Here is a 12314-nt window from a genome sequence, read left to right as displayed (position 1 = left end):
GCGCGCATTCGGCTAGAATTCCCCTCTTCTTTACACGACGGCTTCCGATGAATCCGAACTACCTCGACTTCGAGCAACCCATCGCCGACCTGGAAGCCAAGATCCAGGAACTGCGCAACGCCAGTGCCGGGCCGGCGGTCAATGTCGAGGCGGAAGTGCACGCGCTGCAGGACAAGCTGCGCATGCGCACCGCGCAGATCTTCCGCAACCTGACCTCGTGGCAGGTGCTGCAGCTGGCACGTCATCCGTCGCGCCCTTACACCGCCGACTACCTCCGCGTCATGTTCGATGAGTTCCAGGAGCTGGCCGGCGACCGTGCCTTCGCCGACGACAAGGCGATCATGGGTGGCCTGGCCCGCATCAACGGCCGTGCAGTGATGGTGATCGGCCACCAGAAGGGCCGTGACACCAAGGAGAAGATCAAGCGCAACTTCGGCATGCCCAAGCCGGAGGGCTACCGCAAGGCCCTGCGCCTGATGAAGATGGCCGAGCGCTTCGGCCTGCCGGTGCTGACCCTGATCGACACCGCTGGCGCCTGGCCGGGCATCGACGCCGAATCGCGCGGCCAGTCCGAAGCGATCGCGCGCAACCTGATCGAGATGGCCGAACTGAAGGTGCCGATCATCTGCACCGTGATCGGCGAAGGCGGCTCCGGCGGCGCGCTGGCGCTGGGCGTGGGCGACCGCACCGTGATGCTGGAATACGCGGTGTACTCGACCATCACCCCGGAAGGCTGCGCCTCGATCCTGTGGAAGGACGCCGGCAAGGCCAAGGACGCGGCCGAACAGCTGGGCCTGACCGCCCCGCGCCTGAAGAGCCTGGGCCTGGTCGACAAGGTCGTGCGCGAGCCCACCGGCGGCGCCCACCGCAACCCGACGCAGATGGCCAAGCGCCTGAAGGCGGTGCTGCTGAACGAGCTGGATGCGCTGGACAAGCTGTCCACCGAACAGCTGCTGGAACAGCGCTACGCGCGCCTGCGCAGCTACGGCACGTACGAAGCAGCCTGAAGTAGTGCCGGCCGCTGGCCAGCATGCAGGTAGGCCTGGTAGTGCCGGCCGCTGGCCGGCAACACGCAGGTGATTGCAGAAACGAAAGCGCCGGGCGTTTGCCCGGCGCTTTCGTTTGCGCCCTGACGGCATCCACGCATGGCGTGGATCTACCGGGTGCAGATGACCCCGCCTCAGAACGGCTTGGCCAGCACCAGCCATACGATCGGAATGAAGGCCAGCAGCGGGATCTCGTTGATCCAGCGCAGCGCGCGCGACGACGGCAGCGCCCTGCCCTTGGCCACGCCCTTGAGCAGGCGGCCGATCCAGCCGAAGTACACCAGCAGCAGCACCACCAGCCCCAGCTTGGCATGCAGCCAGCCGGCGCCGCCAGGCGCGACCATGGTCGGGAAATCAGGGATGACCTTGTAGCCCAGCCACAGCACCAGGCCCAGCAGGAATGCCAGGCCGAACATCGAGTGGCCGAAGCGGTACAGGCGCAGGCCCATCAGCTGCAGGCGCTCGGTCACCGCCGGCTGGCCCGCAGTCTCGGCCAGGTTCACCAGGATGCGCGGCAGGTAGAACACCGTGGCCATCCACGCCACCACGAACACGATGTGGAAAGTCTTGACCCAGTAGTAGCTCTGCATGCGCTCGCTCCGGCGGCTGGCGTAGATGGGTACCCATTGTCGCAGTAGAGCCACCCCATGGGTGGCTGCCGCGTCCAATCGCCGCAGCATGGCAGCCACCCATGGCGTGGCTCTACTGCAGGTCCGCCACACCCGGGGGCGCAACACCGTACGATAGGCGCCTTTTCCCCGATCGCGCACCGCCCCATGGACAAGACCTACGACGCCGCCTATTTCCAACGCTGGTACCGCCGTGCCGACATCGGCGGCAGCGCCCGCCTGGCGCGAAAGGTCGCCCTGGCCGTGGCCAGTGCCGAGTACTACCTGGAACGACCGATCCGCAGCGTGCTGGACATCGGCTGCGGCGAAGGCGCCTGGCGCGCACCGCTGCTGAAGCTGCGTCCGAAGGTCGAATACCTCGGCTTCGACAGCAGCGAGTACGCTGTGCGCCGCTACGGCAGGACCCGCAACCTGCACATGGCCCGCTTCGGCGATTTCGCCTGGCTGCGGCCCTGTGCCCCGGTCGACCTGCTGGTCTGCTCGGACGTGATGCACTACGTGCCCGACCGCGAGCTGCGCGCCGGACTGGCCGGCGTGGCAGAGCTGACGGGCGGCGTGGCCTTCCTGGAGACCTTCGCCGCCGAGGACGCGTTCGAAGGCGACCACGACGGCTTCCAGGCGCGCCCAGCGCGTTGGTACCGCCGCACGCTGGCCCAGCATGGCCTGCAGCCGGTGGGGTCGCACTGCTGGCTCGGCCCCGCCCTGGCAGGCGATGCGGCGGCGCTGGAACGGATGTGAATCCAGATTCATTATTTTCAGCCGACTTAACCTGCGGGACACCCGGATGGGATATGCTGCGCGGCAACATATGACCATACATATTCGGTCGTCATGCTCTATCAACTGCACGAACTGACCCGCAACCTGCTCGCCCCCTGGGTGCACCAGGCCCAGGCCAATGCCAGGTTCTTCGCCAACCAGGGCCACTGGTGGTCGCAGATGCCCGGCGCTGATCGCCTGGCGGCGGTCAATGAACTCTTCCACCGCATCGGCAAGGATTACGAGAAGCCCGAGTGGGGCATCAACGAAATCGACGTCGATGGCGAACGCGTGCCGATCGTCGTGCACGAGGAAGTAAGCAAGCCGTTCTGCAAGCTGCTGCGCTTCAAGCGCCACAGCAATGAAGCCGACCAGCTGCACACGATGCTCAACCAGCCGTTCGTGCTGGTCGTTGCGCCGCTGTCCGGCCACCATGCCACGCTGCTGCGCGATACTGTGCGCACGCTGCTGCGCGACCACCGCGTGTACGTCACCGACTGGGTGGATGCGCGCATGGTGCCGGCCAGCGAAGGCGAATTCGGCCTGGACGACTACATCGCCTACATCCAGGAATTCATCCGCCACCTCGGCGTGGAGCGCCTGCACGTGGTGAGCGTGTGCCAGCCGACCGTACCGGTGCTGGCCGCGGTTTCGCTGATGGCCAGCCGTGGCGAACCGACGCCGCGCACGCTGGTGATGATGGGTGGCCCGATCGATGCGCGATGCAGCCCGACCGCAGTGAACAACCTGGCCACGCAGAACCCGCTGTCGTGGTTCGAGAACAACGTCATCCACACCGTGCCGGCCAGCTATCCCGGCGCCGGTCGCCGCGTGTACCCGGGCTTCCTGCAGCACGCCGGCTTCCTGTCGATGAACCCGAGCCGCCACTTCAGTTCGCACTGGGATTTCTATACCGACCTGGTCAAGGGCGACCTGGAAGACGCCGACGCGCACCGTCGTTTCTACGACGAGTACAACGCGGTGCTGGACATGCCGGCCAGGTACTACCTGGATACGATCCGCGTGGTGTTCCAGGACTTCCTGCTGCCGCGTGGTGAGTGGGTGGTCAACGGCGAGAAGGTCGATCCGTCGGCGATCCGCGATACCGCGCTGCTGAGCATCGAGGGCGAGCTGGACGATATCGCCGGCCTCGGCCAGACCGAAGCCGCACAGGCGCTGTGCACCGGCATCACTGCGGACCGCCGTGAGCATTTCATCGTCGAAGGTGCCGGCCACTACGGCATCTTCAGCGGCCGTCGCTGGCGCGAAGTGGTGTACCCGAAGGTGCGCGACTTCTTCGCCGCGCATGCCGAAGCACCGGCGGCGAAGGCCACGAAGAAGAAGAGCAACGTCACCCCGTTGCGGCGAAAGGCGGGCTGATTCCCGGCAGGGGTCGGATCCCTTTCCAACGGAAAGGGCTCTGACCCCAGCATGATGGGATCCGGGGTCAGAGCCCTGTTCTGCGAACAGGGATCCGACCCCTGGCCTGTTACAACCGCACCAGCAGGTTCTTGGCGATCAGCCCGTGCAGCTTGCCGATGCCGCGTGCCAGATGCATCGTCAGCAGCAGCAGCAGCGCGCCCGCCGCAGCAACCGTGATCGCCACCAGCGGCGATGCAGCCATCGGCAGTACGTTCACGCCATCGACGTACACGCCCGGAATGTCGCCACTGAAGATCGCCGCGACCGGCGCCCAGATCAGGCTCAGCGACAGCGACAGCAGCGTCACCGCGAGGGTGAAGTAGATGACGCCCAGCGGCAGCATCAGCACGAAGTACAGCAGGGTCAGCCAGGTGCGGCCATCGGTGAACATGTCGCCGATGCGCTGCAGCCAGGTGCGGCTGCGATCGGTGTAACGCGGACGGCGCGGCATGCGCTCGCCCAGCAGCGCTTCCACCAGCCGCCCTTCCAGCAGCGCCAGCCCGCGCACCGAGCCGAAGAACAGCACGGTCAGCGGAATGCCCACGATCAGGATCAGCAGGCCCAGCGACAGCGACAGGCCGGTCACCACCCAGGTGAAGAAGAAGATGCCGGTGGCCAGCGACAGCAGCATGTAGAACAGCGCACCGTAGGTGTGCGGATCGGTCACCACACCGAAGAAGCGCGCCAGCAGCGAGCGCTGCACCGGCGCCGGCGGCGGTGCGGCCGGCTCGACGCCACTGGCTTCGGCCGCTGCGCGCAGCACCGGTGCGGTATCCGCACGCGGCGTGCGCAGCGCGCGGTTCACCGTCACTTCGGTCTCGCGGTAGATCTCGGCCACTTCGTCCGGGGCGCCATAGCTGCCAGCGACGTCGGCGATCACCTCGGCCTCGCTGCGGCCGGGCTGCGCGGACAGTTCCGAGCGCAGGTATTCCTCGGCGTCGTACAGGGCGTCCTGCACCATCGCCGGGTCGGCGCCTTCCAGCGCCGCGCGCAGCTGCGCCAGGTACTGCGGGATGGTCGTGGGCAGGGCTCGGCCTGCCAGGCTCGGGTCGTTCATTGCGGTACCCCCTCCAACACGGAATCGACGGAATCGCGGGTGGCCTGCCAGGCCTGGCGCCACTGCGCCAGCACCTCGCGGCCACGTTCATTGATGCGGTAGTAGCGCCGCGGCGGACCGCTGCTGGACGGCTCCACGTGGCTTTCCAGCAGACCGGCAGCCTCCAGGTTGCGCAGCACCGGGTACAGAGCGCTCTGCTTGCCGCTCAGCACGCCCTCGCCCACCCGCTCCAGCTCCTTGGCAATGAGGTAGCCGTACAGCGGCTCCCCGGCCCGGGCCAGCACCGCCAGCAGGGCCAGCGACACCGTTCCGGCGCTGAGCTCCTTCTGGAACTTCTTCAGCTGGACATCGTCATCGGACATGACCGGCCCTCCACTACGTTGAAGTCCACAGTAGTGCGAAGTTCGGTATAGCGAATGTGTCGTTAGTCATCGTGCCGGTTGGCGTGGCCGGGCCGCTCGCGCAGAATCGAAGCCTCGTTCATGTTCCGGGGATCCCATGCCGCACCTTCGTCGCCTTGCCCTGACCGCCCTCGCCCTGTCCTGCCTGCTGCCCGCCATGGCCAGTTCGGCCACGCCCTACCGCAGCCCGCAGCAGATCCTCGACGCATCGGCGGCCAGCGACTGGCGCACCCCGGACCCGGCCAACCTGCTGTACATGGACCTGCCGGCGGGGCGGGTGATCATCGAGCTGGCGCCGCAGTTCGCCCCGCGCCATGTCGCCAACATCCAGACCTTCGCCCATGAGCACTTCTGGGACGGCACCAGCATCTACCGCTCGCAGGACAATTTCGTGGTGCAGTTCGGCGATGCCGACGCCGATGACGCAGCCAAGGCCAGGCCGTTCGGCAGTGCCGCACGCAAGCTGCCGGCCGAGTTCGAGCGCGCCAGCGCCGGCCTGAAGGTCAGCGTGCTGCCGGATCGCGATGGGTGGGCCGCGCAGACCGGTTTCGTCGACGGCTTCCCGGTCGGCCATGACCCGCAGGCCGGCAAGGCCTGGCTGGCGCACTGCTACGGCATGCTCGGCGCCGGCCGCAGCAACGAGGAAGACAGCAGCATCGGTGCCGAACTGTACGTGGTGACCGGCCAGTCGCCGCGTCAGCTGGACCGCAACATCACCCTCGTCGGCCGCGTACTGAAGGGCATGGAACTGCTCAGCGCGACGCCGCGCGGACCGGCACCGATGGGCTTCTACACCGACCCGAAGCTGCGTACGCCAATCGTGTCGATCCGCCGCGCCAGCGACGTACCGGCGGCAGAGCGCACGCCGATCCAGGTACTGCGTACCGACTCGAAGACCTTTGCCGATACGGTGGAGGCACGGCGTAATCGCGTGGATGATTTCTACAAGCGCCCGGCGGGGCATATCGATCTCTGCAATATTCCGGTGCCGGTGCGCTGATGGTTTCCTGCGCGTGACGCGTGCTGAAGGTGCTTCACTGTTCATGGGCGTCACTTTTCTTTTCGCGCGAAAAGAAAAGTAACCAAAAGAAACGCGCCGCCAGGTCGCGAGCCGCCGTGCTTCGCACGTCGGTCCCCTGCGCTTCTCGGTGAATCAGGGGACGGTGCCGAACTCGCTGCGCTCAGACATCGGCACCTCTTCGCCCCTGATTCCCCTGCGATGCTCGGCTCACTCAAGGCGGACCCAAGGTCAAGAGCCACAGCTGCACGACGATGCATGGTAGTGCCGGGCCGGGCCCGGCGAGCGAAGCGACCGCTTCTGCCTTTGATCTTGGATCCGCCTTGAGCGAGCCGAGCACCGCAGGTCCGGCGAGGGCGAAGAGGCGCGGGTGTCTGAGCGCAGCGAGTTCCCGCGCCGTCCCTCGACGGGCCGAGGAGCGCAGGGCACCGGTGCGCAGCACCGGCTCGCGGCCGGCGGAACGTTTCTTTTGGTTACTTTTCTTTGCGTACAAAGAAAAGTAACGCCCATGAACAGTGAAGCACCTTCAGCACGCGCAACGCGCAAAACGCCAATTCCTCAGCCCTTCTGGCTCACCGCCACGCTACCCAGAATCAACACACCCGCAATCAACATCTGCACCGTCACCGCCTCCCCCAGGAACAACCACGCAAACGCCGCGCCGAACAGCGGAATCAGGTAGGTCACCGTCGACGCCCGTGACGGGCCGATACGGCCGATCAGGCGGTAGAACATCAGGAACGCCAGCCCGGTGCAGGCTACGCCCAAGGCGATCGCCGCGCCCCAGGCCTTCAGCGGAATCGCCGCCTGCGGCCAGTGGCTCACCGCCATCGGCAGCATCCACAGCGAGGCACACGACAGCGTTGCCGCCGCCGCTGCCGCCGACGGCAGGCCGGTCATGTGCCGCTTCACCAGGTTCACGCCCAGGCCGTACAGCAGCGAAGCCGCCGCACCGGCCAGCACCGCGGTGCCGATACTCAGGCCGGAAACCTTGGCGGTGGCCAGCACCACCACGCCAGCGAAGCCAACCAGCAAGGCACCGGCGCGGCGCATGCCGATCTTCTCGCCGAAGAACAGGAAGGCGATCAGCGCGGCGAACAGCACGGTCATCGCATTGCAGATCGCGCCGATCGCCGCCGGCGCCTGTTCCGCTGCATAGGCGAACAGCACGAACGGCAACGCCGAGTTGATCAGGCCGATCGGCGCCAGCCACAGCCAGCGCCGCGGCGGGAACTGCGCGCGGGCGCGCCACAGGAACGGCAGCAGCACCAGCGCACCCAGCACCAGCCGCACTTCGACCAGCGCGAACGGGCCGAACGACGGCACCGCCACCCGCATGAACAGGAACGAGCAGCCCCAGATGGCGCCCAGCAGGGTCAATTCCAGCGGCGTGCGCCAATCGCGCTCGGCCGCCTGTGGGACCGCATTCATGCCTTGCCTCCGTACATCGTCAATTCCTCGCCAAGGCGGACAGGATCAGGCGCAGACGCCCGCCGCACAAGCGCGTAGTATCGCTGCCAGCCACAAATATGGCTTGAGGCTCGACATGCTGCTACGCCCTTCCCTGCTACCCGCACTGGCCGTGTTCGCGGTCGCCGCGCGCCACCAGAACTTCGCCCAGGCCGCGCAGGAGCTGCACCTGACCGCCAGCGCGGTCAGCCACCACGTCCGCCGCCTGGAAGAAGTGCTGGAAGTACGGCTGTTCCTGCGCCACGCCCGCGGCGTGCGCCTGACCGCCGAGGGCCGGCAACTGGCCGACGCCGCCAGCGCCGCCTTCACCGATGTCGCGGCCGTCGCCCATCACCTGCAGCCGGATGCCGACAGCGTGCCGCTGCGGATCACCACGCTGCGCTCGCTGTCCTACTGCTGGCTGCTGCCACGGCTGCCGCGCTTCACCCAGGCCTACCCGCACATCCGCATCGAACTGCATACCGGCAGCGGGCTGGATCGCTATGACGACAACGGCCCGGAAGTGGGCATCCGCTACGGCCTGGGCCAATGGCCCGGCCTGCGTGCGCAGCACCTGATGGATGACTACCTGTTCCCGGTCGCCTCACCGGCACTGGCCGGGGTCGAAACGCTGGTCGATCCGGCGCGCATCGCCGACCTGCCGCTGCTCACCGACCTGTCGCCGCAGGGCTGGCGCGACTGGTTCCGCCACGCCGGCGTGCGCACGCCGTCGCCGCTGCCACCCATGCACACCTTCGCCGACAGCACCGATGCGATGCGTGCAGCGGTGTATGGCATGGGCGCGGTGCTGGCGCGCACCCACATCGCCCAGCCCTATCTGCAGCGCTACGAGGTGGTGCGCCTGCCCGGCCCGGCGCTGAAGGCGCGCTATGCGTATCACGTAGTGCATGCCGAAGGACAACCGCCCAGCCCGGCCGCACGCCTGTTCATCGACTGGCTGCTGGAGCAGGCGCAGGACGAACGCACACCGATTCCCGCATTGCCGGACAGCCTGCTCGGGCGTCCGGCCACACGCGCCTGACTGCACCCTCACCCGTTCTTTGCCCGGCGCTGGCTAGGCTGCAGGCAACTCCACAACGTACCTACGCCATGGCCATGCTGCGACTGCGCATCACCGGAACTGAAGACGACGCCCGTGCCATCAGCGACCTGCTGCTCGGCCTGGAGGGCATCGAGCATGTCGAGGAAACCGACGATCTGATGCCGCACATGGACGACGACGATTCCAGCTCGGCCGGGCTGTCCGACGACATCGGCCCGGGCATCCATGAGCTGGAAGTGGAAGTCGGCAATGAAAGCACCGCGCAGAAGGTGCGCGACGCAGTGCAGGAACTGGCGCTGGAGCTGGATGTGTTCGTCGAGTACGAGACCGACGAGGGCTGATGCCGGCGGGCTGCCGGCATCAGCCTCCACCTCAGAGGTTGGGCGGCAGCTTGCGACGGCGGCGGCGCCACCATGCCCGCACACCCCAGGCCGCGATCAAGGCCAGCACCGCCACCGGCAGCAGCGCGGCGACGGCGCGGATCAGGAACGCAACGCTGGTGCTGAGGATGCTGCCCGACTCGCTCAGCGCCTCGCCGATCTCGCTGCGGCTGCGCTGGCCGGACGTGGTATCGAAATGGATCGTCACCAGCTGGGTATCGATGCGCCGGCGCTGCTGCGCGGCATCCTTGCTGGCCTGCTCGACACCCGCCTCGATCTCGGACAGCCGCGTGGTGATCGCCATCAGGTCCTCGATCTTCAGGTCCTTGCGGTCCTGGTAGGCCAGCAGCCGCGCGTGTTCCTTCTCCAGCCGCGCCTTGGTCAGCGCGGTGTCGGCCACGGCCTGCGCGAGGTCCTCGGCACGCGTGTCGCGCGACTGCAGCGTGCCGCCCTCACCGGCCAACGCGATCAACGGCTCGGTGCCCTTCGGTGCAATCCGCACCTTGACCTCGCCGCTGGGCTGCTCGCCGCTGCGCTGGTCTACCTGCAGCACCGCGCAGTCACCGAACTTCGCGCTCTGGCAGGCCTGTGCCACCTGCTGGATGCGCGGTGCGATCTGCGCCGCTTCCAGTTGCACCTGCACGTCGTGTTCGTAGGCGAGGAATGCGCCTTCCGGTGAAGCGATGGCAGCCTCGGCCGCCGTGGCGCCCGCATCCGCCGCCATGTCGCCCTGCTTGGCGCAGGCGCCCAGCGCCAGCAGCAGCACCGGCATTGCTGCCATGCACGTCCACGCGCGCACCGGCCTCACAGTGCGGCCCCGTCGTAGGAGGTCACCGCCAGCGTGGCCAGATCCACTGCAGGCACGCAGCGCACGTTCACCGCCACCATCGGCATACCGCTGCGCGGATCCACCGCCTCGCTGTAGGGGGCAATGCCGCATTCGCGGCAATGGTGATGGTCGATGTGGGCCTTGTTGAAGCGGTAGGTGGCCACGTCCGCCGGATCGGTGCTCAGCTGGAACGCTTCGCGCGGGGCGAACCACAGCAGGCTGCCACGGCGGCGGCACATCGAGCAGTTGCAGTCGATGACGTCGCTGATCGGCGCCCCGGCCTGTACGGTGAATGCGATCCTGCCGCAATGGCAGCTTCCCTGGTATTCCATGTTCTGCGCTCCTTTGGAGGGTCCTTGTCTGCGCCCATGGTAATCCTATGGCACGGGGACAAAGCAGCCACGCGGCCCTATGCTCAGGGTTTGACCCCGTACAGGAACGCCGATGCGCCCGCATCTTCTTGCCCTCGCCCTGGTCGCCGCGCTGGCCGGTTGCCAGCCGGCCGACGCCCCGACCAACGCTTCCACCCCGGCCACCAGCCAGCAGGCCGGTGACGCGGCGGTCGATGCCGCCTTCGCCGACCTGTCCAAGCGCGCCCTGGACACCTGGATGCAGCTGTCGCCGGTCAGCGCTACCCAGATCGGTGACCACCGCTACGACAGCGAGCTTGACGACCTCAGTGCCGCCGGCCAGCAGAAGACCCTGGCAGCCTACAAGGCGCTGCTGGGCGAGCTGGACAAGATCGAGGTGGCCAAGCTGGGCCGCGAGAACCAGGTAGACGCGGCGATCCTGCGCAACCAGCTGCAGTCGGAAATATGGAACGCCGAAGTGCTGCAGTCCGGCAAGTGGGACCCGCAGCTGTACAACGGCATCGCCGGCAGCGCGATCTACGGCCTGATGGCGCGCGAGTTCGCGCCGCTGCCGGAGCGCCTGAAGTCGGCCACCGCGCGCATGGAAAAGCTGCCGGCGATCTTCGCCCAGGCCCGCGAGAACCTGGATCCGGCGCGCGTGCCGAAGATCCATGCCGAGACGGTGGCCAAGCAGAACAAGGGCATCCTCAGCATCGTCGATACCTTCATCACCCCGCACATCGGTGAACTGCCGCAGGCCGACCAGCAGCGCCTGCAGGCCGCCATCGACGGCCTGAAGAAGGCGGTGGACGAGCAGCAGACCTGGCTGGACAAGACCCTGGTGCCGAATGCCAAGGGCGACTTCCGCATCGGTGCGGAAAAGTACGACCAGAAGCTGAAGTTCGCGCTGAGCTCCTCGCTGTCGCGCCAGGAGATCGGTGAGCGTGCACGCGCTGAACTCAAGCGCGTGCGCGAAGACATGTACGGCATCGCGCAGACCGTGCTGAAGGACAAGCCGGGTGCGCCGGAGATGCCGGCCCAGCCGACCGACGAGCAGCAGCAGAAGGCCATTGAAGCTGCACTGGAGCTGGCCTACGCCGACAAGCCGGCACGCGACAAGGTCGTCGACGATGCCAAGGCCGCACTGGAGCAGTCCACCGCGTTCGTGCGCGAGCACGATCTGATGACGCTGCCCGACGCGCCGGTGGACATCATCCTGATGCCGGAATTCCAGCGTGGCGTGGCCGTGGCCTACTGTGATTCACCGGGTCCGCTGGACAAGAACCTGAAGACCTTCTACGCCGTGTCGCCGATTCCGGACGACTGGAACGACAAGCAGGTCGACTCGTTCCTGCGTGAGTACAACTCGCGCATGATCCACCTGCTGAGCATCCACGAAGGCACCCCGGGCCACTACCTGGAAGGCTGGCATTCGGCCAAGTTCCCCTCCACCCTGCGTGCGGTGCTGCGTTCGGGCCTGTTCGCCGAAGGCTGGGCGGTCTACACCGAGCGCATGATGCAGGAGCAGGGCTACCTCAACAACGACCCGCTGTTCCACCTGGTGCAGCTGAAGTTCTACCTGCGCACGATCTCCAACGCGATCCTCGACCAGGGCGTGCACGTGGACAACTGGGATCGCGAGAAGGCGATGCACCTGATGACCCACGACGCGTTCCAGCAGGAAAGCGAAGCGGCGGGCAAGTGGGTGCGTGCACAGCTGACCTCGGCACAGCTACCGACCTACTTCGTCGGTGCGCAGGAACACTTCGACACCCGCAAGGCGGTGCAGGACAAGCTGGGCGACAAGTTCAACCTGAAGGCGTACCACGACCAGATGCTGTCCTACGGCGCCCCGCCGGTGCGTTTCGCACGCCAGCTGATGCTGGACCAGCCGATCGAGTGATCGGGGTG

At 67.1% G+C, this 12314-nt stretch carries 13 protein-coding genes; 7 read left to right on the top strand and 6 right to left on the bottom strand.

Going from position 1 to position 12314, the window contains the following annotated elements; translation table 11 throughout:
* Positions 1 to 47: 47 nt before the first annotated feature.
* Entirely contained in the window at positions 48 to 1007 is a 960-nt protein-coding gene (locus Q9Q79_RS06600) for an acetyl-CoA carboxylase carboxyltransferase subunit alpha (protein ID WP_005408731.1), read from the top strand.
* A 173-nt stretch (positions 1008 to 1180) separates the two neighbouring features.
* Here Q9Q79_RS06600 and Q9Q79_RS06595 read toward each other — a convergent pair whose 3' ends face one another.
* Positions 1181 to 1636 carry a CopD family protein gene (locus Q9Q79_RS06595; RefSeq protein WP_005408730.1) on the bottom strand — a complete coding sequence of 152 codons (456 nt, stop codon included), beginning with the start codon at positions 1634 to 1636 and terminating at the stop codon, positions 1181 to 1183.
* Between the two features lie 186 nt (positions 1637 to 1822).
* Here Q9Q79_RS06595 and Q9Q79_RS06590 point away from each other — a divergent pair, with 186 nt between their 5' ends.
* Both Q9Q79_RS06590 and phaZ read left to right on the top strand, forming a co-directional pair.
* On the top strand, positions 1823 to 2413 hold the full coding sequence (locus tag Q9Q79_RS06590) for a class I SAM-dependent methyltransferase (RefSeq protein ID WP_049395933.1): 591 nt from the start codon (positions 1823 to 1825) through the stop codon (positions 2411 to 2413).
* A gap of 93 nt (positions 2414 to 2506) precedes the next feature.
* On the top strand, positions 2507 to 3814 hold the full coding sequence (phaZ, locus tag Q9Q79_RS06585; protein WP_005408728.1) for a polyhydroxyalkanoate depolymerase: 1308 nt from the start codon (positions 2507 to 2509) through the stop codon (positions 3812 to 3814).
* Positions 3815 to 3923: 109 nt separating this feature from the next.
* Here the strand turns inward: phaZ and Q9Q79_RS06580 are convergent, their stop codons facing one another.
* Both Q9Q79_RS06580 and Q9Q79_RS06575 read right to left on the bottom strand, forming a co-directional pair.
* On the bottom strand, positions 3924 to 4913 hold the full coding sequence (locus Q9Q79_RS06580) for a sensor domain-containing protein (protein WP_024956309.1): 990 nt from the start codon (positions 4911 to 4913) through the stop codon (positions 3924 to 3926).
* Complete coding sequence (locus tag Q9Q79_RS06575) at positions 4910 to 5275, bottom strand: PadR family transcriptional regulator (protein ID WP_111197962.1); 366 nt, start codon at positions 5273 to 5275, stop codon at positions 4910 to 4912. Before Q9Q79_RS06575 ends, Q9Q79_RS06580 begins: the two co-directional genes overlap by 4 nt.
* Before the next feature lie 136 nt (positions 5276 to 5411).
* Here Q9Q79_RS06575 and Q9Q79_RS06570 point away from each other — a divergent pair, with 136 nt between their 5' ends.
* On the top strand, positions 5412 to 6314 hold the full coding sequence (locus Q9Q79_RS06570) for a peptidylprolyl isomerase (RefSeq protein ID WP_099481223.1): 903 nt from the start codon (positions 5412 to 5414) through the stop codon (positions 6312 to 6314).
* 576 nt (positions 6315 to 6890) lie between these two features.
* Here Q9Q79_RS06570 and Q9Q79_RS06565 read toward each other — a convergent pair.
* A complete protein-coding gene (locus Q9Q79_RS06565; protein WP_049454681.1) occupies positions 6891 to 7763 on the bottom strand; it encodes a DMT family transporter in 873 nt (290 codons plus the stop codon).
* 115 nt (positions 7764 to 7878) lie between these two features.
* Here Q9Q79_RS06565 and Q9Q79_RS06560 point away from each other — a divergent pair, with 115 nt between their 5' ends.
* Both Q9Q79_RS06560 and Q9Q79_RS06555 read left to right on the top strand, forming a co-directional pair.
* Positions 7879 to 8823: a LysR substrate-binding domain-containing protein gene (locus Q9Q79_RS06560; RefSeq protein WP_005408722.1), complete on the top strand. Its 945-nt coding sequence runs from the start codon at positions 7879 to 7881 to the stop codon at positions 8821 to 8823.
* Between the two features lie 68 nt (positions 8824 to 8891).
* Complete coding sequence (locus Q9Q79_RS06555) at positions 8892 to 9185, top strand: hypothetical protein (protein ID WP_005408721.1); 294 nt, start codon at positions 8892 to 8894, stop codon at positions 9183 to 9185.
* Positions 9186 to 9216: 31 nt separating this feature from the next.
* Here Q9Q79_RS06555 and Q9Q79_RS06550 read toward each other — a convergent pair whose 3' ends face one another.
* Positions 9217 to 10005, bottom strand: a complete 789-nt coding sequence (locus tag Q9Q79_RS06550; RefSeq protein WP_076739137.1) for a DUF4349 domain-containing protein — start codon at positions 10003 to 10005, stop codon at positions 9217 to 9219.
* A gap of 23 nt (positions 10006 to 10028) precedes the next feature.
* Positions 10029 to 10385 (bottom strand): GFA family protein, encoded by a 357-nt coding sequence (locus Q9Q79_RS06545; RefSeq protein WP_049418436.1) that lies wholly within the window; start codon positions 10383 to 10385, stop codon positions 10029 to 10031.
* Between the two features lie 112 nt (positions 10386 to 10497).
* Between Q9Q79_RS06545 and Q9Q79_RS06540 the strand changes: the two genes are divergently transcribed.
* Positions 10498 to 12306, top strand: coding sequence for a DUF885 domain-containing protein (locus Q9Q79_RS06540; protein ID WP_201863808.1), 1809 nt, complete (start codon positions 10498 to 10500; stop codon positions 12304 to 12306).
* Positions 12307 to 12314: the final 8 nt, after the last annotated feature.

The sequence above is a fragment of the Stenotrophomonas sp. a6 genome (genome assembly GCF_030913325.1).
Taxonomy (GTDB): domain Bacteria; phylum Pseudomonadota; class Gammaproteobacteria; order Xanthomonadales; family Xanthomonadaceae; genus Stenotrophomonas; species Stenotrophomonas maltophilia.
Note: the sequence above shows the minus strand (reverse complement) of the source record. Positions and strands in the feature narration are given on the sequence as shown.

What these genes read in the sequence shown, in the direction of transcription:
- Q9Q79_RS06600 (WP_005408731.1), top strand. Translation starts at nt 48, where the DNA reads ATGAATCCGAACTACCTCGACTTCGAGCAACCCATCGCCGACCTGGAA.
- Q9Q79_RS06595 (WP_005408730.1), bottom strand. Translation starts at nt 1,636, where the DNA reads ATGCAGAGCTACTACTGGGTCAAGACTTTCCACATCGTGTTCGTGGTG.
- Q9Q79_RS06590 (WP_049395933.1), top strand. Translation starts at nt 1,823, where the DNA reads ATGGACAAGACCTACGACGCCGCCTATTTCCAACGCTGGTACCGCCGT.
- phaZ (WP_005408728.1), top strand. Translation starts at nt 2,507, where the DNA reads ATGCTCTATCAACTGCACGAACTGACCCGCAACCTGCTCGCCCCCTGG.
- Q9Q79_RS06580 (WP_024956309.1), bottom strand. Translation starts at nt 4,913, where the DNA reads ATGAACGACCCGAGCCTGGCAGGCCGAGCCCTGCCCACGACCATCCCG.
- Q9Q79_RS06575 (WP_111197962.1), bottom strand. Translation starts at nt 5,275, where the DNA reads ATGTCCGATGACGATGTCCAGCTGAAGAAGTTCCAGAAGGAGCTCAGC.
- Q9Q79_RS06570 (WP_099481223.1), top strand. Translation starts at nt 5,412, where the DNA reads ATGCCGCACCTTCGTCGCCTTGCCCTGACCGCCCTCGCCCTGTCCTGC.
- Q9Q79_RS06565 (WP_049454681.1), bottom strand. Translation starts at nt 7,763, where the DNA reads ATGAATGCGGTCCCACAGGCGGCCGAGCGCGATTGGCGCACGCCGCTG.
- Q9Q79_RS06560 (WP_005408722.1), top strand. Translation starts at nt 7,879, where the DNA reads ATGCTGCTACGCCCTTCCCTGCTACCCGCACTGGCCGTGTTCGCGGTC.
- Q9Q79_RS06555 (WP_005408721.1), top strand. Translation starts at nt 8,892, where the DNA reads ATGGCCATGCTGCGACTGCGCATCACCGGAACTGAAGACGACGCCCGT.
- Q9Q79_RS06550 (WP_076739137.1), bottom strand. Translation starts at nt 10,005, where the DNA reads ATGGCAGCAATGCCGGTGCTGCTGCTGGCGCTGGGCGCCTGCGCCAAG.
- Q9Q79_RS06545 (WP_049418436.1), bottom strand. Translation starts at nt 10,385, where the DNA reads ATGGAATACCAGGGAAGCTGCCATTGCGGCAGGATCGCATTCACCGTA.
- Q9Q79_RS06540 (WP_201863808.1), top strand. Translation starts at nt 10,498, where the DNA reads ATGCGCCCGCATCTTCTTGCCCTCGCCCTGGTCGCCGCGCTGGCCGGT.